General features: G+C 58.7%; 14 protein-coding genes, 1 other RNA gene and 1 pseudogene. 13 read left to right on the top strand and 3 right to left on the bottom strand.

Going from position 1 to position 19,301, the window contains the following annotated elements; genetic code table 11:
* From virB11 to BJD12_RS04040, 13 genes and pseudogenes are all read left to right on the top strand, one after another.
* Complete coding sequence (gene virB11, locus BJD12_RS04110) at window positions 1-1,050, top strand: P-type DNA transfer ATPase VirB11 (protein WP_005996067.1); 1,050 nt, start codon at window positions 1-3, stop codon at window positions 1,048-1,050.
* Window positions 1,051-1,112: 62 nt separating this feature from the next.
* The gene (locus tag BJD12_RS04105; protein ID WP_080553117.1) at window positions 1,113-1,937 is read left to right on the top strand and encodes a lytic transglycosylase domain-containing protein; all 825 of its coding nucleotides are present in this window, start codon (window positions 1,113-1,115) and stop codon (window positions 1,935-1,937) included.
* A gap of 57 nt (window positions 1,938-1,994) precedes the next feature.
* On the top strand, window positions 1,995-2,408 hold the full coding sequence (locus BJD12_RS04100) for a TrbC/VirB2 family protein (RefSeq protein WP_005996072.1): 414 nt from the start codon (window positions 1,995-1,997) through the stop codon (window positions 2,406-2,408).
* On the top strand, window positions 2,401-2,712 hold the full coding sequence (locus BJD12_RS04095) for a VirB3 family type IV secretion system protein (protein WP_005996074.1): 312 nt from the start codon (window positions 2,401-2,403) through the stop codon (window positions 2,710-2,712). The genes BJD12_RS04100 and BJD12_RS04095 overlap by 8 nt, the downstream gene beginning before the upstream one ends.
* Before the next feature lie 101 nt (window positions 2,713-2,813).
* Window positions 2,814-5,267 (top strand): VirB4 family type IV secretion/conjugal transfer ATPase, encoded by a 2,454-nt coding sequence (locus BJD12_RS04090; RefSeq protein WP_005996076.1) that lies wholly within the window; start codon window positions 2,814-2,816, stop codon window positions 5,265-5,267.
* A 106-nt stretch (window positions 5,268-5,373) separates the two neighbouring features.
* Complete coding sequence (locus tag BJD12_RS04085; RefSeq protein WP_042828476.1) at window positions 5,374-6,093, top strand: hypothetical protein; 720 nt, start codon at window positions 5,374-5,376, stop codon at window positions 6,091-6,093.
* 100 nt (window positions 6,094-6,193) lie between these two features.
* A complete protein-coding gene (locus BJD12_RS04080) occupies window positions 6,194-7,255 on the top strand; it encodes a TrbL/VirB6 family protein (RefSeq protein ID WP_058563306.1) in 1,062 nt (353 codons plus the stop codon).
* Between the two features lie 31 nt (window positions 7,256-7,286).
* Entirely contained in the window at window positions 7,287-7,775 is a 489-nt protein-coding gene (locus BJD12_RS04075) for a DUF4189 domain-containing protein (protein ID WP_074059315.1), read from the top strand.
* 144 nt (window positions 7,776-7,919) lie between these two features.
* Window positions 7,920-8,821: pseudogene (locus BJD12_RS25100) on the top strand (TrbL/VirB6 family protein).
* 2 nt (window positions 8,822-8,823) lie between these two features.
* Window positions 8,824-9,312: a DUF4189 domain-containing protein gene (locus tag BJD12_RS04060; protein ID WP_074059314.1), complete on the top strand. Its 489-nt coding sequence runs from the start codon at window positions 8,824-8,826 to the stop codon at window positions 9,310-9,312.
* Window positions 9,313-9,448: 136 nt separating this feature from the next.
* Window positions 9,449-10,210 (top strand): FG-GAP repeat protein, encoded by a 762-nt coding sequence (locus BJD12_RS04055; RefSeq protein WP_229003477.1) that lies wholly within the window; start codon window positions 9,449-9,451, stop codon window positions 10,208-10,210.
* Window positions 10,211-10,326: 116 nt separating this feature from the next.
* Window positions 10,327-11,441, top strand: a protein-coding gene (locus tag BJD12_RS23700; RefSeq protein WP_172797204.1) for an IS3 family transposase whose coding sequence is annotated in 2 segments (ribosomal slippage) — window positions 10,327-10,579 and window positions 10,579-11,441 — 1,116 coding nt in all. Because the reading frame shifts where the segments join, the coding sequence is not laid out codon by codon here.
* A gap of 218 nt (window positions 11,442-11,659) precedes the next feature.
* Complete coding sequence (locus BJD12_RS04040) at window positions 11,660-13,276, top strand: alpha-glucosidase (RefSeq protein ID WP_005995883.1); 1,617 nt, start codon at window positions 11,660-11,662, stop codon at window positions 13,274-13,276.
* Window positions 13,277-13,632: 356 nt separating this feature from the next.
* On the opposite strand, the gene BJD12_RS04035 is transcribed toward BJD12_RS04040, so the two are convergent.
* The 3 genes from BJD12_RS04035 to BJD12_RS04025 form a co-directional block, all read right to left on the bottom strand.
* Window positions 13,633-13,708, bottom strand: a non-coding RNA gene (locus BJD12_RS04035) — sX9 sRNA.
* A gap of 339 nt (window positions 13,709-14,047) precedes the next feature.
* Complete coding sequence (locus tag BJD12_RS04030; protein WP_005995887.1) at window positions 14,048-16,822, bottom strand: TonB-dependent receptor; 2,775 nt, start codon at window positions 16,820-16,822, stop codon at window positions 14,048-14,050.
* Window positions 16,823-17,138: 316 nt separating this feature from the next.
* Window positions 17,139-19,220 carry a glycoside hydrolase family 97 protein gene (locus tag BJD12_RS04025; protein ID WP_042828445.1) on the bottom strand — a complete coding sequence of 694 codons (2,082 nt, stop codon included), beginning with the start codon at window positions 19,218-19,220 and terminating at the stop codon, window positions 17,139-17,141.
* Between the last annotated feature and the right edge of the window lie 81 nt (window positions 19,221-19,301).

The raw sequence follows: 19,301 nt of genomic DNA, 5'->3' as shown, positions 1-19,301 counted from the left end.
ATGGCTGCCATGACGATCGATGATTCCCCGACAGCGCGCATTTCGAACGACTTCCTGGACTACCAGTACTCGGTGCTGGGAATCCTGGATTATCTGAATTCGCCTGACGTGACCGAAATTTGCATCAATCGTCCGGGTGAGTTGTATCTTGAGACCATTCATGGGTGGCAGCGGGTTGATGTGCCGTCTCTCACCTATGACCGTGCTCGGCAGTTTTGTACCGCTGTCGTCAATGAGAGCAATACCGGGCAACGGATTACTGACGCTGACCCGGTGGTGTCACTGACTTTTCCGACCGGACAACGCGCGCAGTTCGTGATGCCTCCCGCTTGCGATGCGGGCAAGGTGTCCATCACGATCCGGCTTCCTTCCAAGCACACCAAGTCGCTGGAGCAGTACAAGCACGACGGTTTTTTCGACGAGGTGCTGGAACAGTCTGCGGATGTCAGCGATCATGATCAGGAGTTGCTGGAGTTACGCCGCAAGCGTGACTATGCCGAGTTCTTCAAAAAGTGCGTGTTGTACAAGAAGAATGTCGTGGTTGCTGGAGCGACTGGCAGCGGCAAGACCACCTTCATGAAGGCGTTGGTCAATCATATTCCGAACGAAGAGCGCCTGGTCACCATTGAGGACGCTAGAGAGCTGTTCATCAGTCAGCCCAATTCCGTGCACCTGCTGTATTCGAAAGGCGGTCAGAGCGCCAGCAACGTGACTGCCAAGAGTTGCATGGAGGCGTGCCTGCGCATGAAGCCGGATCGCATCATCCTGGCCGAGCTGCGCGGTGATGAGTCGTTCTACTTCATCCGCAACTGCGCTTCGGGGCATCCGGGGTCCATCACCAGTTGCCACGCCGGGAGTGTCGAGCAGACCTGGGACCAGTTGGCCTTGATGGTGAAGGCATCCAACGAAGGCTCTGGTCTGGAGTTTGAGGTCATCAAGCGTCTGCTGAGAATGACCATCGACATCGTGGTTCACATCAAGGCTCACGCAGGGCGCCGGTTCATCACGGGCATCGATTTCGATCCTCTGAGAACCTTACGCGGCGGTTGAGAGGTGAATTCTTTAGTTGGGGCTGGTTTGGTTTTGCAAGGAGTAATGACATGTTGCCTGGCATGGAACTGATGGGGTGCACTGGACTTGCTGTTCCTGGCGAGGTGATGCAGCACGTTGTCCGTGTCGAGTCGTCGCGTAATCCGTATGCCATCGGTGTGGTTGGCGGGCGCTTGGTGCGTGAGCCGCGGGGGTTGGCTGAGGCAGTCGCCACGGCCAAGATGCTGGAACAGAAGGGGTATAACTTTTCCCTGGGACTAGGCCAAGTCAATCGTTACAACCTGCAGAAGTACGGGCTGACCAGTTACGAAATGGCATTCGACAAATGCCCCAATCTTGTCGCTGCTTCAAGGATTTTAGCGGAGTGCCATTCGCGCTCAGGCGCGAATTGGGGCAGGTCGTTCAGTTGCTACTACTCGGGCAACTTCGAGACCGGCTTCAAACATGGTTACGTTCAAAAGATCTACGCCTCCATTCGTCAGTCGGTAGCATCTTCTGGACCCAAGCCCATCGCGGTCGTGCCAACGCGCCAGGTGCAATTGCGGCCTGCCAATCCGCTCAAGCAGGCGGCTGCGGAATTGGCAGATGCGATTGTAGCGCGTCGTATTCAGGATCTTTCCGGGACGGGCAACACGGTGGCTTCACCGTCAGGGCCTATGCTACCGGTACCGTCAGTACCTTACTCTCCGCCAAGTCGTGCCACCCCTGTGGCTCCTGCGGCGGAGAACGAGTTGTATGTGATAAAGCCGACAGGCCAGGGTCGGGGGATGGCGCTGCCCGCCGTTGCACCGCAGACCTCGACGCAAACCGATCAAGCCACAAGTCCCGTCTCCATGCCACGTGCAACGCAGACGGCTCCGCAAGTCGATAGCGCATTTGTTTTTTAGGATGGAAGATCGCCAAGGAATGGCTGCTGGACCCCCTCTGTTCCCAAGGAGTTAGACATGAAGTTTGAAATCGACAAGAAGACAATGGCTGATGCCAAGATGGTTGGCACCCAGGCCGTGAAGGCACTGGTATTCATCTCGCTGCTGATGGTTGCCGGTGGCGCAGCAGCAGACGGTAATGGTCTTGGTGGCACCGACACTCAGGTTTGCGGCTTCCTGAATAATGTGAAGAAGCTTCTGAACATGGGCTCGATTGTAGTGGTCACCATTGCGGTTATCGTGGCTGGTTATCAGATCGCCTTTGCACACAAGCGCATCTCCGAGGTTTCCCCAATCCTTATCGGCGGTGTTCTGATTGGCGCAGCTGGCCAGATCGCCAACATGATTCTTCAGAACAAGGATGGTGCTGCTGCGACCGACTGCACGGGAGTCGGCGCTTCGTTGATGCAGATCGTTCAGCACTATGCATAAAGACGTCCTCTTCCGCGGCTGCACCCGCCCGGCGATGTTTCTGGGGGTGCCTTACATTCCCTTCTTCATCGGTGCCGGCGGTGGCCTGCTGTTGGGGATGTACATCAATCTCTGGTACCTGTTCACCATCCCCGTCATCATCTTTGCCATGCAACAGATGGCCAAGCGTGACGAGATGATTTTCAGGTTGCTCGGATTGCGCTGGCTGTTCCGAATGCGTGCTCGAAACCTCCAGCGTTATTCTGGAATGTGGGTGTTCAGCCCAAACGAATATCGCAAGACCCCCCCGGGTAAATCGCGATAGGCACGTGAATCGTTTAACCAACCCCGCGCGCGAAATCGGCGCGGGGTTGGTGTTTTCCGATTGTCCTTGGTGCGATGCTTTTCTCTTAACTTGGTAAGACCATGTTCAGTCCAGATAGTCCGATCGGCGAATTTGTTTCCATTTCGACACATGTTGCACCGTCCGTCGTCAAGACGACCGGGGGCGACTACCTGTTGATCTGGCATCTGGCTGGCTTGCCCTTCGTTGGGCGTGACGAGTTCGAACTCGAGCAGCGGCACAACACGTTTAATCGGTTACTGCAAACCTTGCGTGCACCGGATTTCGCCAATATTGCGTTCTGGGTTCACGACGTTCGTCGTCGTCGCAAAATCGGCACTGGCGGACGCTTCAAGCAATCCTTCAATCAGACTCTGTCTGACGAGTATTACGCAGCGCTCTCCTCGCAAAAAATCATGCAAAACGAGTTGTACTTCAGCATGATCTATCGTCCCGTAGTTACAGGACGAAGGCTGGTCGAAAAGTCCGTCAATCCAGACAAGATCAGGGCTGAAGAAGAACAGGCCATCGCCAAGATCGTCGAGTTAGCCACGAACGTTGAGGCGGTGCTGAAGGATTATTCACCTTACCGTCTTGGCATGTACGAAGCCAAGAACGGTGTCGTATTTTCCGAGACACTGGAATTTCTCGGTTACCTGCTCAACCGGATCGACGAGCCTGTCCCGGTGCTGCAGGCGCCTGTGCCGGCATATCTGCCTGTCAGCAAGCACATGTTTGCCAACAAGACCGGCGACTTTGTCATTCGCACTCCGGATGGCATCAATCATTTCGGCGCGATCCTCAATGTCAAGGAATATGCCGATGGAACCTATCCCGGCATTCTCAATGGCCTGAAGTATCTTGATTTCGAATACGTGATGACGCATTCGTTTAGTCCGATTGGTCGCCACGATGCCTTGAAGGTGTTGGAACGCACCAAGGGAATGATGATTTCGTCGGGGGACAAGTCGTCCAGCCAGATCCGCGACCTGGACCTGGCGATGGATGACGTGGCCTCCGGCAATTTCGTATTGGGCGAATATCACTTTACCTTGGCGGTCTATGCCGATAGTCAGGAAAAGCTGGCCAGGCAGATCGCGACTACACGCGCCGAATTGTCCAACGCTGGTTTTGTGTCCGCCAAGGAAGATCTGGCAATCGCTTCTTCGTTCTATGCGCAGCTGCCGGGTAACTGGCGCTTCCGTACGCGTATCGCCAACCTGAGCTCGCTCAATTTCCTGGGGTTGTCGCCGCTGCACAATTTCGCTCAGGGCAAGCAGCACAACAACCCGTGGGGTGACTGCGTCACCACGTTGCAGACCACCAACGGTCAGCCGTATTACTTCAACTTCCACGCCACGCATCCGGCCGAGAATTCCCTCGGCGAGAAGGCGATCGGCAATACCATGGTGATCGGTAAGTCCGGTACCGGTAAGACGGCGCTGATCAACTTCCTGCTGAGCCAGGTGCAAAAGTTCGATCCGATCCCGACGATTTTCTTCTTCGACAAGGATCGCGGCGCGGAGATTTTCGTGCGTGCGTGCGGCGGCAATTACCTGGCGCTGGAAAACGGCGTGCCGACGGGCTTCAACCCGTTCCAGTGCGAGCGCAACGAAGCCAACACGCAGTTCCTTGCCGAATTGATCAAGGTACTGGGCGGCAAGGCCGAGTACAGCGCCCGCGAGGAAGAAGACATCTACCGCGCGGTGGAGGGTATGTTGGATACGCCCATGCACCTGCGCAGCATGAGCAACTTCCGCAAGAGCCTGCCCAACATGGGCGACGACGGCCTGTACGCGCGCCTACGTCGCTGGACGGCGGGCAGTTCGCTGGGCTGGGTGTTCGACAACCCGGTCGACACCATCGACCTGACGCGCGCATCCATCATCGGCTTCGACTACACGGATGTGATCGACAACGCCGAAGTGCGCGTGCCAGTGATCAATTACCTGCTACACCGCCTGGAAGCCTTGATCGACGGTCGCCCGTTAATCTATGTGATGGACGAGTTCTGGAAGATCCTGGACGGCAAGGGTGGCTTGAAGGAATTTGCCAAGAACAAGCAGAAGACCATCCGTAAGCAGAACGGTTTAGGCATCTTCGCCACGCAAAGCCCGGAAGATGCACTGGCGAGCGACATCGCCGCCGCGCTGATCGAGCAGACCGCCACAATGGTGCTGCTGCCCAACCCCAACGCCAGCCGCGACGACTACATCGAGGGGCTCAAGCTCACCGACGCCGAGTATCAGGTAGTGGTCTCGCTGGACGAGCGCTCGCGCTGCTTCCTGGTCAAGCAAGGCCACGCCTCGGCGGTGTGCCAACTCAACCTGCGCGGCATGGACGATGCGCTGTCGGTGATTTCGTCCTCAACCGACAACATCGAGATCATGCATCAGATCCTGGTCGGCAAGGCCAGCAAGCTTGGCGTCACCGTCGACCAGCTGACGCCAGAGCAGTGGTTGACCGATTTCTATGCCAACCGCAAGGGCTCTGGCAAACGCAAATCGGCGAAGGACAAGGAGGTCGAAGATGCATAGTCAGCCCACGCAATCGCAGCAGTACTATCGCGCAGCATATTCATCTGTGTCACAGGAGGCGAAGAACACCATGACAACCAAGTTCAGACATATTTCCCAGGTATTCATGGGTCTGTTGCTGCTCAGCATGGCGGGAGCGGCCAGTGCGCAGTGGGAGGTCGTTGACAATGATCTCAACACCAAGGCCAAGGAAATTCAGGATTCGCTGAAACTTGGCAAAAAGACCAAGGAGAAGGACAGCGGGACCGAGGTCGACAAACCCAAGGAAGAGATCAAGAAGGTTCCGGATGATTACGGGATTGCCGATTGCTCTAGCACGACTGCGGGCACGCCGGTGGCGAACGAGCAGAAAGAGGGGTGCGAGCTGATCCAGCGCACGCGCAACTCGCAGTACAACTATATGGTGGCGATGTACGAGATCACCACCAAGCGACTGGAACGATTGCGCAAGATCGAGCAAGAGCGCGCGGAGATCGAGGACACAGAGCTGGGAAAGCTAGAAGACAACACTAACAAGCTGATCGCCCTGAAGACCCTGATGGATATTGATCGCCAGCAGATGGAGTCAGCGATGTTCGCGTATCAGACACGTCTGGGGTTTTTGACCAAACAACAGGACGCGCAGGCATGGGCGGCGATGCGTGGCAAGAAAGCGCCCAAGGGTGACCCGTCCAGCCAAGGACCGGGTAGCTTCTTCGAGAATCTGGGCAGCACCCTGGCCGATTTCGGCACCTCGGTGGTTGCTGGTGCGGCGATGAAGGTAGCGCTGGACTCTGTCCGGTCTGACAAGCCCAGCGATATGAAGCCATTGGACTTGGGCAAGTGATATTTCGGCACGCGCAGTATGCGCGTGCCGTCGCAGGTGTAATCGAACCCGGAGCAGCGAGTGCTCCACGGCCTCGCCGTCCAGTGGAATGTGGTGACATATGGATTTTCTGAGCAGTCTTGGTAATTACGCGTTCTTCTCGCTGATCAACGATTTCCTGCGCGACGAGATCGATATTTTTCAGTGGACGCTCCTGCAGCGCACCTCGGCCTTGATTGGCATTGTGTCCTTGACGGTGTTGACGCTGTGGGTCATCTTCCAGGGGTACCGCATCGTGACCGGCCAATCCCGCGAGGCGGCGATGGGCTTGGTGGTGACGGCGCTGCGTGCCTCGTTGATCATCGGCCTGGCGACGAGCATGGCCGAAGGCTCGTCAAAGCTTTACTGGACGCTGACCGATGGTGTGAGCCAGTCCATTACCCAAGTGGTGACGGGGGATTCGAAAAGTCCCTACGATGCGATCGACAAGAATCTGGGTCTGATGCAGATTGCGATGATGAGCATCGATCAGATCCAGACAGCAGGCAACCAACAGCGCGACGATGAGAAGACCCGTGCGCGCTGGTTCACTGGAGTAGGGATGGCCGGCCCCGGCGTGGTGGGTGGCTCGTTGCTTCTGTTGAACAAGATTGGGATGGCGCTGTTTGTGGGCTTCGGTCCATTGTTCATCATGTGCCTGCTGTTTCAGGCGACGAAGTCGTTGTTCAGCAAGTGGCTGCTATACGGGTTAGGTATGGTGTTTTCGTTGTCGGTGCTGAGCTTCACGGTGAGTCTGGCAACGAAGGTAATCGGTGCAGTGGCTGTCGCATTCCTGGCGAAGTACGCATTCCCAGGAAACAGTGGCGAAGGCATCAGTAGCATGGCGTTGCAACAAGGAGGGCTGGGCCTGGTCATGACCACTTTGATCGTCACCGCACCACCGATGGCAGCGGCCTTCTTCCAGGGCACGCTGGGCCAGTTCACGGCGTACTCGGCGCTGGGGCAGCTGGATCGGGCCAATCAGGAGCCGGGCGCTGGTAGGCCTTATCAGCCTGCACCGCCGGCTAGAGATTCTGGCGACACGACAAATCAGCGCGCCCAGGAAAGGACAATTGTTCGCACTGACTCAGCCCCCTCTCAGAACTCAGCAAACACAGGTGATCGTGGTCTTGCACAGAGGTAGAGAGTTTGTGTCTTCATAGTAGGGTGTAAAAATGAAAAATATTTTCTTGATTTTAATTGTGTTGTTATTGGGCTTGCCTCTAGCAGCTTTCGCGCAAACTGCGTGCCCGGTCGGCGTGGCCCCCGGAAGTCCGCAGTGTGGCCCAGACTCCGGTACTTCTAGAGCTAACGAGGCTCCTCCTCAGCCAACTGGCGAATGGATTAAGACTTGGGGAGCAATCGCAGGTTCCGACTCAACAGGAGAGGCTGGGACAGCTGCGAACAAAATATCCCAGACAGAGGCAGAAGAAGCTGCGATACGTCAGTGCGAAATTGGCGGTGCGGGTGACTGTAAAATCGATTTGGTTTACCGGAATCAATGCGCGGCTTTGGTTTCTGGGGATTCAGGTAGCTTTTTTCAGGCATCTCCTACTGAACAGCGCGCAATCGAGATCGCTAAAAGAAAATGTGCGAAGAATGGTGGGGGTTCTTGTAAGGTCGTCTACTCTGAATGTACAAGTCCAATTTTCAGGAAATATTAAATTTATTTAATTTTATTGGTTACTCAATAAGTAATAGCAAAGCAAAGGAAAATTGGAGTGATTGGTTCTGGGTGAAAGATATTCGAACTATAATTCGAAAGTTTAGTGATCTGACACTCGAGATCTTTATTCAGGGGGCGCTGCATCGTGACCGGCCAGTCCCGCGAGGCGGCCATGGGCTTGGTGGTGACCGCGTTGCGCGCGGCGCTGATTATCGGTCTGGCGACGAGCATGGCCGAAGGTTCGTCGAAACTGTATTGGACGCTGACTGACGGTGTTAGCCAGTCCAATACCCAAGTGGTGACCGGGGATTCGGAAAGTCCCTACGATGCGATCGACAAGAATCTGGATCTGATGCAGATTGCGATGATGAGCATCGATCAGATTCGGACAGCAGGCAACCAACAGCGCGACGATGAGAAGACCCGTGCGCGCTGGTCACTGGAGTAGGGATGGCCGGCCCCGGCGTGGTGGGTGGCTCGCTGCTTCTGTTGAACAAGATTGGGATGGCGCTGTTTGTGGGCTTCGGTCCATTGTTCATCATGTGCCTGTTATTCCAGGCGACGAAGTCGTTGTTCAGCAAGTGGCTGCTACACGGGTTAGGTATGGTGTTTTCGTTGTCGGTGCTGAGCTTCACGGTGAGTCTGGCAACAAGGTAATCGGTGCAGTGGCTGTCATTCCTGGCGAAGCACGCATTCCCAGGAAAGCGGCGAGGGCCTCAGCAGCATGGCGTTGCAACAGAGAGGGTTAGGCTTGGTGATGACGACGTTGATCGTAACCGCCGCATCGATGGCCGCAGCCTTCTTCCAGGGCACGCTGGGCCAGTTCACGGCGTATTCGGCGCTAGGGCAGCTGGACCGAGCCAATCAAGAGCCTGGGACGGGTAGGCCTTATCAACCGGCAGAGCCGGCTAGGACAATCAGCGCTCCGAAATCACTCCCGTGCCGCAAGTTAGTGGCCGAGTTTCGAGCGATGAATCCAGTTCTAGTCATACCGCAAGCGGTAGGATGGGTAATGCTAATAACGGCGATAGGCAGCGAGGCTAAAAATGCGTGGGATTATATTATTATCAGCGTTTATCCCCCTATTTGCTTTTGCGCAAACCGCGTGTCCGGTTGGTGTGGCGCCTGGCAGTCCACAATGTGGGCCTGACTCCGGAACGTCAAGAGCAGGCATTACTGCTCCGCCGCCGCAGCCTACAGGCGAATGGATAAAAACATGGGGTGCCATTGCCATCGCCGACAATGGTGATGCTGGTTACACTAAGGGGCGTCTCACTAGCAAAGAGGCTGAAGATGCCGCCCTGCAAAACTGCCAAAAGTTGGCTGGCATGCAATGTACCATCGCGTTGACTTTTCATAATCAGTGTGCTGCCATTGCGTCGCCTGCTTCTAGTCGTGGTAAGGGGGCGATAACTGGAGGTCCATCCTTGAATGATGTTGAATCCAGAGCAACGAAAACTTGCGAGAAGAATTCAAGAGGGGATTGTAAAATTGCAATGTCAACTTGCAGCGATCCCATCTTTAGGAAGTTCTGATTTTCTGTCATAAATGTCGCTAGCAAAGTGTCGCGAACCCAGAGGCGGGCACAATTTGTTTGGAGCCGGTATTTAGGAAATATTGATTTGAATTGGAAGGATTTCTATGGTGAAACGTATACTAGTAAGAGGGTTCGTGGGGGCGCTGTATTTAGCTTGCGTCATCTCGATCACAGCGTGCAGTCCTGGCAATACTCCGTCCGCAGAGGCTGACGGAGAGAAATTATCCGCCCAAGATCAAACTGGCAAAAAGCCTGAATCCTCGCCGCAAAAGGACTTGAAAATGCCATCTGCTGTCAATGCCAAGCTCAACGATCAGGGTGAGTTAAACGCAGATATCAGTGGAATTGCTATTTCAATCAATTCGCAGGGCTGTGGCGAAGATAGTCCATGGATCATGCTATGTAACCGTTCGCCAGTCGTGGAGGTGACATTCCCCGGAGCCACGCCGATTGCACTGGAGCCTGAGGCATTGTACGTGGATAGTGATTCCACGTTCTATCATGGTCCGCTAGACGACACTTACAAAAAGAACCGCTACTCAATCATTCTGACCGATATCAATGGCGATGGGTACGAAGATGTAGTGGTGTGGTCTGGAAAAGAGGGTAATTATGGTGGTCCCTCTTACAGTGTCTATCTTTTCGATGCTGCGCAGAAAACCCTTGTTTTCAATCAGTCGCTATCCGATATTACGGTAATGGCGAATGGCTTATTCTCCGTGAAAGGAAATGTGCTGACGTCTACTTCTGGTGATGGATGTTGTATCCACGTCTTCGATATCTACGAGCTTAAGAATAACGAGGCAGTGCTGATAGAGCGATTAACCGAAGACACGAATGATCCGGCCAATCCGAAGAAAAAGATCGAGCGGATTCAAGGTAGTGAAATGAAGTAGGTGTCGAATTAGGAAGTGATCGGTAATTGGTAGTGAGTACATGCGTAAGCTCCCCAGCCTGACAGACACCACATAAGTAGATCTTTCTGGCATCGTTATCTCAGTCAGGAGTTTCTATGCGCACCTCAAAGTTCACCGAGGCGCAGATCGTCGCGACGCTCAAGCAGGCCGACGCCGGTGTGCCCGTCAAGGACATCTGTCGCCAGGTCAGTATCAGCACAGCGACGTACTACCAGTGGAAGAGCAAGCACGGAGGCCTGGAGGCTTCGGAGCTGCGGCGGGTCAAGGAGCTTGAGTCCGAGAACGCCAAGCTCAAGCGGCTGTACGCCGAGTTGGCGCTCGACAACGCGGCCATGAAGGATCTCATCGCAAAAAAACTCTAGGGCCGGCGCGCAAGCGCGAGGCCGTGCGGTACCTGATCGAGGTGCACGCGCGGCCGCTGCGTCGGTCCTGTGCATGCGTCGGGCTTGCACGTGCGGCGTGGTATGCGCCACCGCTCGACTGGACAGTACGCGATGCCGAGTTGATCGCGGCGATCGCACGTGTCGTCGAAGACCGCCCCAGTCGCGGCTTCTGGAAATGCAGCGACGTGCTGCGCAGGACGCGTCCTGACTGGAACCCGAAGAGAATCTATCGCGTGTACAAGGCCATGCGGCTCAACCTGCGCCGCGCTGCGAAGCGGCGGCTTCGCAAGCGCGAGCGTGTCGCGCTGTATGTCCCAAGGTTGCCTGATACCGTCTGGTCGGTCGACTTCATGAGCGACGCTTTGGCGTGCGGACGGCGCTTCCGCACCTTCAACGTGGTCGACGACTTCAACCGCGAGGTGCTTCACATCGAGGTTGATACCTCGATCAATTCGCATCGTCTGGTGCGGGTGTTCGAGCAGATCAAGCACGATCATGGCCTGCCGCAGGTCGTGCGTTCCGACAACGGGCCAGAGTTTCTAGGCGACGCATTTACCAGCTGGCTGAAAGTCAATGGCGTGGCGATCAACTACATCCAACCCGGCAAACCGAACCAGAATGCTTTCATCGAACGCTTCAACCGCACGTTCCGGGAAGAAGTGCTCGACCAGCACCTTTTCACTCGCCTCGACGATATCCGCGAAGCCACCCATTGGTGGATGATCGATTACAACGAACAGCGGCCCCATGACTCGCTCGGCGGCCTAACCCCCGTTGAGTACCGCAATCAACACGTCAGAAGGTCTACTTTTGGAGTGTCTGCTTGACGGGGGAGCTTACGTAAGCGCCGCTTCTTGCCAGGCTGATCGAGCAGCATGGTTGGAGCGAGCGCCGTGCCTGTTTGATGGTTCGCGTCGCTTGCTCGATAGCACGCTTAGCGATGAATACGTATGCACGCGCGCGTTTGTCGCGCATTGCGCCGCTAGGCTAACGCCCTTGGCTGGCGGCCGTGTTGGCCGCCCGCAGTGGCCCGGGAGGGGCGTACATGTCACAGACACCATGGTGGCGCGGGGCCGTCATCTATCAGATCTATCCGCGGAGTTTTCTGGATTCCAATGGTGATGGGGTGGGCGATCTGCCCGGCATCATCGCCAAGCTCGACTACATCGCCGAGTTGGGCGTGGATGCGATCTGGATCTCGCCGTTCTTCAAGTCGCCGATGGCCGATTTCGGGTACGACATCGCCGACTATCGGGCGGTGGATCCGCTGTTCGGCACGCTGGAGGATTTCGATCGCCTGCTCGACAAGGCGCATGCGCTCGGGCTGAAGGTGATGATCGACCAGGTGCTGAGCCACACCTCGATCGAACATGCGTGGTTCCAGGAAAGCCGGCAGGACAAGACCAACGCGAAGGCGGACTGGTACGTCTGGGCCGACCCGCGCGAGGACGGCACGCCGCCCAATAATTGGCTATCGCTCTTCGGCGGGGTAGCGTGGCAGTGGGAGCCGCGGCGCGAGCAGTACTACCTGCATAACTTTTTGGTGGATCAGCCGGATCTCAATTTCCACAACGCCGATGTGCAGCAGGCGACCCTGGACAATGTGCGGTTCTGGCTGGATCGCGGGGTGGATGGCTTCCGCCTGGATGCGATCAACTTCTGCTTCCACGATGCGCAGCTGCGCGACAACCCGGCCAAGCCGGCGGACAAGCGGGTGGGGCGCGGCTTCAGTGCGGACAATCCGTACGCGTACCAATACCACTACTTCAACAACACGCAGCCGGACAATCTGCCATTCCTGGAGCGCCTGCGCGCGTTGCTCGATCGCTACCCGAATGCGGTAAGCCTGGGCGAGATTTCTTCGGAAGATTCGTTGGCGACCACGGCCGAGTACACCGCCAAGGGCCGTCTGCACATGGGCTACAGCTTCGAGCTGTTGGTGCAGGATTACAGCGCTGCCTATATCCGTGAGACGGTCAGCCGGCTCGAGGCGACCATGTTGGAAGGCTGGCCGTGCTGGGCGATTTCCAATCACGACGTGGTGCGCGCGGTGACGCGTTGGGGCGGCGAAGATGCGTCGCCCGCATTTGCACGGATGGTGGTGGCGCTGCTGTGTTCGCTGCGTGGTTCGGTCTGCCTGTACCAGGGCGAGGAGCTTGGGCTGGGCGAGGCGGATGTGGCGTTCGAGGATCTGCAGGATCCATATGGCATCACGTTCTGGCCAACCTTCAAGGGGCGCGATGGTTGCCGTACGCCGATGCCGTGGACCGATGCGCCGTCGGCGGGGTTCACCAGTGGCAAGCCGTGGCTGCCGTTGGCCGAGCCGCATCGCCTGGCGGCGGTAAGTGTGCAGCAGGGCGATGCGCAGTCGGTGTTGAGCGCGGTGCGTGCGTTTGTTGCCTGGCGCAAGCGCATGCCGGCCTTGTGCGAAGGAACGATCACGTTCTACGACACCGCCGAGCCGGTGCTGATGTTCCGGCGTGAGCATGCAGGCCAGGTGATGCTGTTGGCCTTCAATTTGTCGTCCGATGTTGCCGAGCTTGCGCTGCCTGCAGGTGCATGGGAACAGACCGATGTCCCTGGCGTGGAGCGGGGCGTGGTCGAGGATGGACGCGTGAACTTGCCTGGGCACGGGGTAGTGTGCGCCACGGGCGAGGGCTGATAGCACCGTTTCACAGACGGGTATGCTGTGATTGAGTGAGACAGGCGAGGCATTCCATCGGGATGCCTCGCTTTTTTTGTGCGGTGCTAGCTACCAATCATTAGTGCTTGCGCCGGGCGCTGTGTCCGGCAAGCGAACAAGGAGCGTCATATGGGGGGTGCTGTTGCAGGAAACAGCAATGCATCTGCGCCGGCCCGATCATGCTGCAGGAGCCGGGTGTCTGATGAAGTTGAGTGCGATCGCGACATCGTCAGTCGACGCGCTGGCCCGAGTGTCACGGCGTGTGTTGCGCATGGAAACGGCGACAACTCAGGTACGCATGTGGCGCTTATCGCTCGATTCGCTCGATTGAAAGTGGCTGACAGAACGTAGCGAGCAGTCGTCAATTGATATGGATGGGGCACTCTGAATCGGAGTGCACGAGCGGCACATGCGCTCCTTCGAGCTCCAGTATCGCCCGCCTGGCCGTTGCATGGTCTTGTTATTCGCTGCTCTCGTGGTGATCGTGTTCACCCGAATGGCGGTGATGCTCATTCAAAAGAAAAGCCGCCGGTCTCTAACCGGCGGCTTCTGAGTAGGCAACATCTTGAGGTGCTGGAGCAGGACGCTTTGGGTTGCATTGCGCGGATTGGAAAGCAGCCCCTTCTGAAAAAAACTACAGAATTATGAAGCAGTACACCTGGAGCTGATTGTCCTTGAATCCGTACCCTCACCCCAACCCCTCTCTCGGGGAGAGAGGGGCTATAGGCCGCTATTTGTTGCTGCAGCAGATCAGAACTTGTAGTTCACACCCAGCACGAAGGTGCGGCCCCATTCGATGTATTCGAGCGGGCGATCCTTGGACTCTGCATAGGTGCGGTACGGCGAGTTGCTGAGGTTGCTGGCCTGCAGCAGCAGGGTCAGGCCGGACAGGCTGCTTCCTTCGCTGAAGTTGTAGCTGATCTGCGCGTCGGTGATGTTTTCGCCGACCACGTAGCGCAAGGTGCGGTTGCCGTTGAAGTTGCCGATCTCGCCGATGAAGTCCGAGCGGCGGCGTTGGCTCACGCGTGCCTCGAAGCCCTTGTGCTCGTAGTAGGCGGTGAGGTTGTAGACGCGTTCGGACAGGCCGGGCAGGCTGATTTCGCCATCGCCCACGCTGGAGGCGCTTTCCGGGTCGCGAATCTTGACGTCGCTGTCGTTGAAGGTGGCGCTGGCCTGGATGCCGAAGCCTTCCAACGGGGCGAACAGCAGGTCCAGCGGCAACGAGGCGGTGAGTTCGACGCCGCGTAGCGTGCCGCCCTTGCCGTTGAACGGTGCGCTGAAGGTGCCGGTGGTGAGCACCGGTGCCGAGCCCGGTGGCGGCACGTAGCCGGCGACCAGTGCGGAAAAATCGTAGTTGTCGCGGCTCTGGGTATAGATATAGCTCTTGAGATCCTTGTAGAAGAACGCTGCCGCCACGTAGGCGCGGTCGGCGAAGTACTTCTCATAGGAGATGTCCAAGGCGTTGGCACGCCACGGGTCGAGCATGGGGTTGCCGCCGCTGGCACCGGGGCGGCCGGTGGAGGTGTCCACGCCGAACTCCAGCGAGGCGCGGAGCTGGTCCACACGCGGGCGCGCGACCTGCTTGGCCATCGCAAACCGCAGCGTCTGCTCGTACGGGAACTGAAACGCCAAATTCAGGCTGGGCAACCAGTCGCGGTACTTCTTGCCATCGTCGATGGGACGCACTTCGCTGCCGGCCGGCTGCGAGGCATCCCAGTAATTGGCCTGCGAGGACTGGTCGGCACTCTGCAGCTGCACGCCGATGTTGCCGCGCACGCCCACTTCGCCCCATTCGGTATTGATGTTGGCACGCAGCCAGGCGGTGGTGATCTTTTCTTCGACCGTCCACGCCTTGGAGACCAGGAACGAGGCGTCGTCGCTTGGGTTGAACAGCATGTAGCGCGACACGGTGGCCGGCACATTCCAGGCGGGCAGGGAGCCGAGGCCGGCAAAGCCGAGATTGACCGGAGCATATTGCAGGTCCGCCGCCACCGTGGCTTCGCCCTGCGCGCCCAGCGTGATGTTGCCTTCCGGCTGGGTCTTCTGCTTTTCGCGATTGGCGTAGTTGACGCCCACGTCCAGATCGGAAAACCAGCTCAGTGCTTCGGGCATGGGGAAGCTAGCCTGCAGGCGCGCGCCCTTCAGCACGTCTTGCACGCGCGGCACCTTGCCGTAGCCGGAGCCGTAGATGGTGTTGGTGAGGAACAGCTCGTCCGGATTGGAATAATTCATGCCCGGCGTCAGTTGCGAGAAGCCATTGCCGACGACCGACACGCCCACCGTGTCCAGCTGCGGCATGGGAGCGCGCTGGAGATTGTTCTCCAGGTTCAACTCGTCGCGGGTGGCCTTGGAGTAGTTCAGATCGGCGATGATCTTGACGGCGCCGGCCGAGATTTCGTTGTTCCAGCCGAAGGCGTCGATCTTGTCTTCGCGCTTGTTGTACATGCCGCGCACCAGCGGATAGACGCCACTGGCGGTACCGCCGATGAAGCTGCCGTTGTCGTTGACCCGCACGTCGGTGATGTTCAGGCCGGGCGTGTAGCCACCGTTGTAGTTGCTCAGGTTGAGCTCGAACTGGTTGGCGGTATCGATCTGCTCGGCTTCGGTGTGGAAGGCATCGAGCGTGCTGGTCCAGGCGTTGGACGGCCGGTACTGCAGCGTGGCCATGACGCCGTCGCGCTTCTGATTGCCGGTGCGGCGCAAGGCCTTGATGCCATCGGAGAAGTACACGCCGTCGGCAACGCCGGGGCGTTGGCGCTGTGCGTTGACCGTCTGCCAGGGTTCGTACAAGCCCACCTGGTTTTCCTGGATCGGCATGTCGGTGTGCGCGTAGCCGATGGTCAGGCCGATGGTGCGGTCGGCGAACTGGTCGATGTAGCTGACGTTGAAGCGGTTGCCGTAGGGGTCGACATTGGCCGCCTTGCCCAGCGAATTGCGCTGGTAGCGGCCGCCGATGGCGATCACGCGCTCGTTGTAGCTGAGCGGGCGTGCGGTCTGCATGTCCACCGTGCCCGACAGGCCCTGTCCGACCAGGCCGGCATCGGGCGTCTTGTAGACGGTGACGCCGCTGACCAGTTCGGACGGATATTGGTCGAATTCCACGCTGCGGTTGTCGCCGGTGCTGACCACTTCGCGGCCATTGAGCAGGGTGGTGGAGAAGTCTGGCGACAAGCCGCGCACGCTGATCACCTGCGCGCGGCCGGCCACGCGCTGGGCGGCCAGGCCCGGCAGGCGCGCCAGCGATTCGGCGATGCTCACGTCCGGCAGGCGGCCGATGTCTTCGGCGGAAATGGCTTCCACGATCGAGGTGGAATCACGCTTGACCGAAATGGCGCCTTCGATCGCGCGGCGCAGGCCGGTGACCTGGACCTTGTCCAACTCGGTGACCTCGCCGGCGGCCGGCTCGGACGCGGTCTGTGCAGTGGTGGTGGTTTGCGCAGGCGTTGCCGATTGCGCGGCTGCCAACGTCGGTGCCATGGCAACGGCCAGGGCGATACTCAGCGCGGAGCGCTTGTGCTTCAACATTTTCCCCTCCCAGGTACATGTTGTTCTTTTGAATTTTGATCCGGCAGATGCCTGGAGATGCTGCGTCGTGCGTCATGCAAGGCGTCGCGACTGCAACGTATGGTAGACATCGCGCCTGCGTGCAAACGGCCGCTGCATACGTATTCAACCGCCACGTTGGCGATGAAATCGATTCCATGCGCGGCTTTCGGTCATGCCAAGTCGCCTGCTGCGGATTGCCAGGCGACCGGAATGCTGCATCCGCGGCGGCGCGGTGCCGCGATGGCATGCAATCGTTGGCGGCGGCCCTGCATGCGGGCGGCCGCAACGGTATCGCTCAACGTGCGCCACCCATCGGCACGAAGCGGATCGCCTGCCCGCCGCCCGGTGCCAGCCGCAGCTCTAGGGTGTCGTTGCTGCTGACCTGACGCTCTTCGCGCACAAAGGCGAACGGGTTGCTCACATAGTCGGCGCCATCGCCATCGCGATAGATCTGCGCGGTGTAGCGCACGCCGGGCTCAAGAAAACCCAGCGGCACCTGCAGCACGCGGCCGTGTTCGTCGGTGATGCTGCCCAGGAACCATTCGCGGCTGTGCCGATCCTTGCGCGCGATGGTCACGTAGTCGCCCACTTCGCCATTCAATGCGCGAGTCTGGTCCCAATCCACCGCCACGTCCTCGATGAAGCGGAACGCATCGCGGTGCTGCAGATAATGCTCGGGCAGATCGGCGGCCATCTGGATCGGGCTATACAGCGTCACATACAGCGCCAGTTGCCGCGCCAGGGTGCTGGGAATGGCCTGGCCGTTGCGTCCCTTCAAGCTGACGATGCCCGGCGTGTAATCCATCGGCCCGGCGAGCAGGCGCGTGAACACCAGGTTGACCTCGTGCTCCGGTGGATTGGGCGGCTGCCCCCAGGCGTTGTATTCCATGCCGCGCGCGCCTTCGCGCGAAATCCAGTTGGGATAGGTGCGGCGCAGGCCGGTGTCCTTGATCGGCTCGTGCGCATTGACTGCGATATGTCGCTCGGCCGCCTCGCGCACCACGCGCAGATGATGGCGCGCCATCCATTGGCCGTCGTGCCACTCGCGTAGCGGCGCACCGCCGGCTGGATTGCGTCGCTCCACCTGGCCGTCGTCGCAGACATAGCCGGTCTTGACCGAATCCACGCCAAAACGTGCATACAGGTCCATCGCTTCGGCGATCTGGTCTTCGTAATGGTCCACTGCGCACCCCGTTTCATGATGGCCGATCAGATGCACGCCTTTGGCTGCGGCGTACGTGCTCAGTGCGGGAAGGTCGAAATCCGGCGTGGATTTTGTGAAATCGAAGCTGCCTCCGTTGCCGAACCACTCGCCGTCCCAGCCCGGATTCCAGCCTTCCACCAGCACGCCGCGAAAGCCGTGCGCGGCGGCAAAATCGATATAGCGCCGGGTCGTGGCCGTGGTTGCCGCGTGCTTGGGGCCGGTGGCCCAGGTCTGCTGGTTGAGATGCATCGACCACCAAACCCCGACATATTTGGACGGCTTGACCCAGTCGACATTGCCCAGCGCATTGGGCTCGTTGAGGTTGAGGATCAGGTTCGATTCCACCAGGCCGGTCGCCTGATCGGCGATCTGCAGCGTGCGCCACGGCGTATCGAAGGGCAGGGTACGACGTACCTTCCAGCCTTCGGCCGCCGGAGACAATTGTGCGCGCAGGCGCTGGTCGTCGGTGCGGCGTAGCCACATGCCGGCGTAATCCACCAGCACCGCTTCGTGCAGCGCGATATGCAGCCCGCTGTCGGTACGTAGCGTGAGCGGCGTATGCGCCAGGGTGAGTTGATTCAGTGGTGTGCGGTTGTAGAGATACTCGTAATGGATCGGTTCGCCCGCCGGAATCCACCATGCATCGGCGTGTTGGGCAATGGCGAATTCGGTGAGCTCGTCGTCAATGATCGCTTCGCGCAGGCCGGCTTGTTCGGGAAAGTGATAGCGCAGGCCCAGCCCGTCGTCGTAGACGCGGAAGACCACCTCGAAGCTGCGCTGCGCACCGTCACGCTCGCCCAGGCTGACGCGCAGTTCGTTGTAGTGGTTGCGGACCAGGCGGGTCTCGCCCCAGGGCTGCTCCCAGGTGTCGTCGTGACTCTGGCGTGCCTGCGACAGCACCACCAATCCGCGGTCCAGGCGCCCGTCGCGCAAATTGAAACCCAGCCGTGAACGCTGCAGCACCGGCTGGCCCAGGCGTTGCACGCGGTAGTACGGCGTGCCGCCATCCAGCTCCAGGCTCACCTGCAGGATCTTGCCGGGCGAGGCGACATCGATGGTGGTGACCTCGGCATGCAGCATTGGCGCCACGCTCGCGATGCAGGCGAGCAACAACAGGCGCGCGATCGAGCGCGCGCCCAGCGTCGAGCGTGCTCGACATGAAGACAGCGGCATATCCCCTCCCAAGGTGGCCGTTGCGTAAGCGACGACTATGCAGCGCCAGGCCGGCACCGGGCCATGTTGCGGACTGGCGTC

The organism is Xanthomonas vesicatoria ATCC 35937 (assembly GCF_001908725.1).
GTDB lineage: Bacteria > Pseudomonadota > Gammaproteobacteria > Xanthomonadales > Xanthomonadaceae > Xanthomonas > Xanthomonas vesicatoria.
Note: the sequence above shows the minus strand (reverse complement) of the source record. Positions and strands in the feature narration are given on the sequence as shown.

Coding starts and splice junctions, on each gene's coding strand:
- virB11 (WP_005996067.1), top strand. CDS start 1: ATGGCTGCCATGACGATCGATGATTCCCCGACAGCGCGCATTTCGAAC.
- BJD12_RS04105 (WP_080553117.1), top strand. CDS start 1,113: ATGGAACTGATGGGGTGCACTGGACTTGCTGTTCCTGGCGAGGTGATG.
- BJD12_RS04100 (WP_005996072.1), top strand. CDS start 1,995: ATGAAGTTTGAAATCGACAAGAAGACAATGGCTGATGCCAAGATGGTT.
- BJD12_RS04095 (WP_005996074.1), top strand. CDS start 2,401: ATGCATAAAGACGTCCTCTTCCGCGGCTGCACCCGCCCGGCGATGTTT.
- BJD12_RS04090 (WP_005996076.1), top strand. CDS start 2,814: ATGTTCAGTCCAGATAGTCCGATCGGCGAATTTGTTTCCATTTCGACA.
- BJD12_RS04085 (WP_042828476.1), top strand. CDS start 5,374: ATGGGTCTGTTGCTGCTCAGCATGGCGGGAGCGGCCAGTGCGCAGTGG.
- BJD12_RS04080 (WP_058563306.1), top strand. CDS start 6,194: ATGGATTTTCTGAGCAGTCTTGGTAATTACGCGTTCTTCTCGCTGATC.
- BJD12_RS04075 (WP_074059315.1), top strand. CDS start 7,287: ATGAAAAATATTTTCTTGATTTTAATTGTGTTGTTATTGGGCTTGCCT.
- BJD12_RS04060 (WP_074059314.1), top strand. CDS start 8,824: ATGCGTGGGATTATATTATTATCAGCGTTTATCCCCCTATTTGCTTTT.
- BJD12_RS04040 (WP_005995883.1), top strand. CDS start 11,660: ATGTCACAGACACCATGGTGGCGCGGGGCCGTCATCTATCAGATCTAT.
- BJD12_RS04030 (WP_005995887.1), bottom strand. CDS start 16,822: ATGTTGAAGCACAAGCGCTCCGCGCTGAGTATCGCCCTGGCCGTTGCC.
- BJD12_RS04025 (WP_042828445.1), bottom strand. CDS start 19,220: ATGCCGCTGTCTTCATGTCGAGCACGCTCGACGCTGGGCGCGCGCTCG.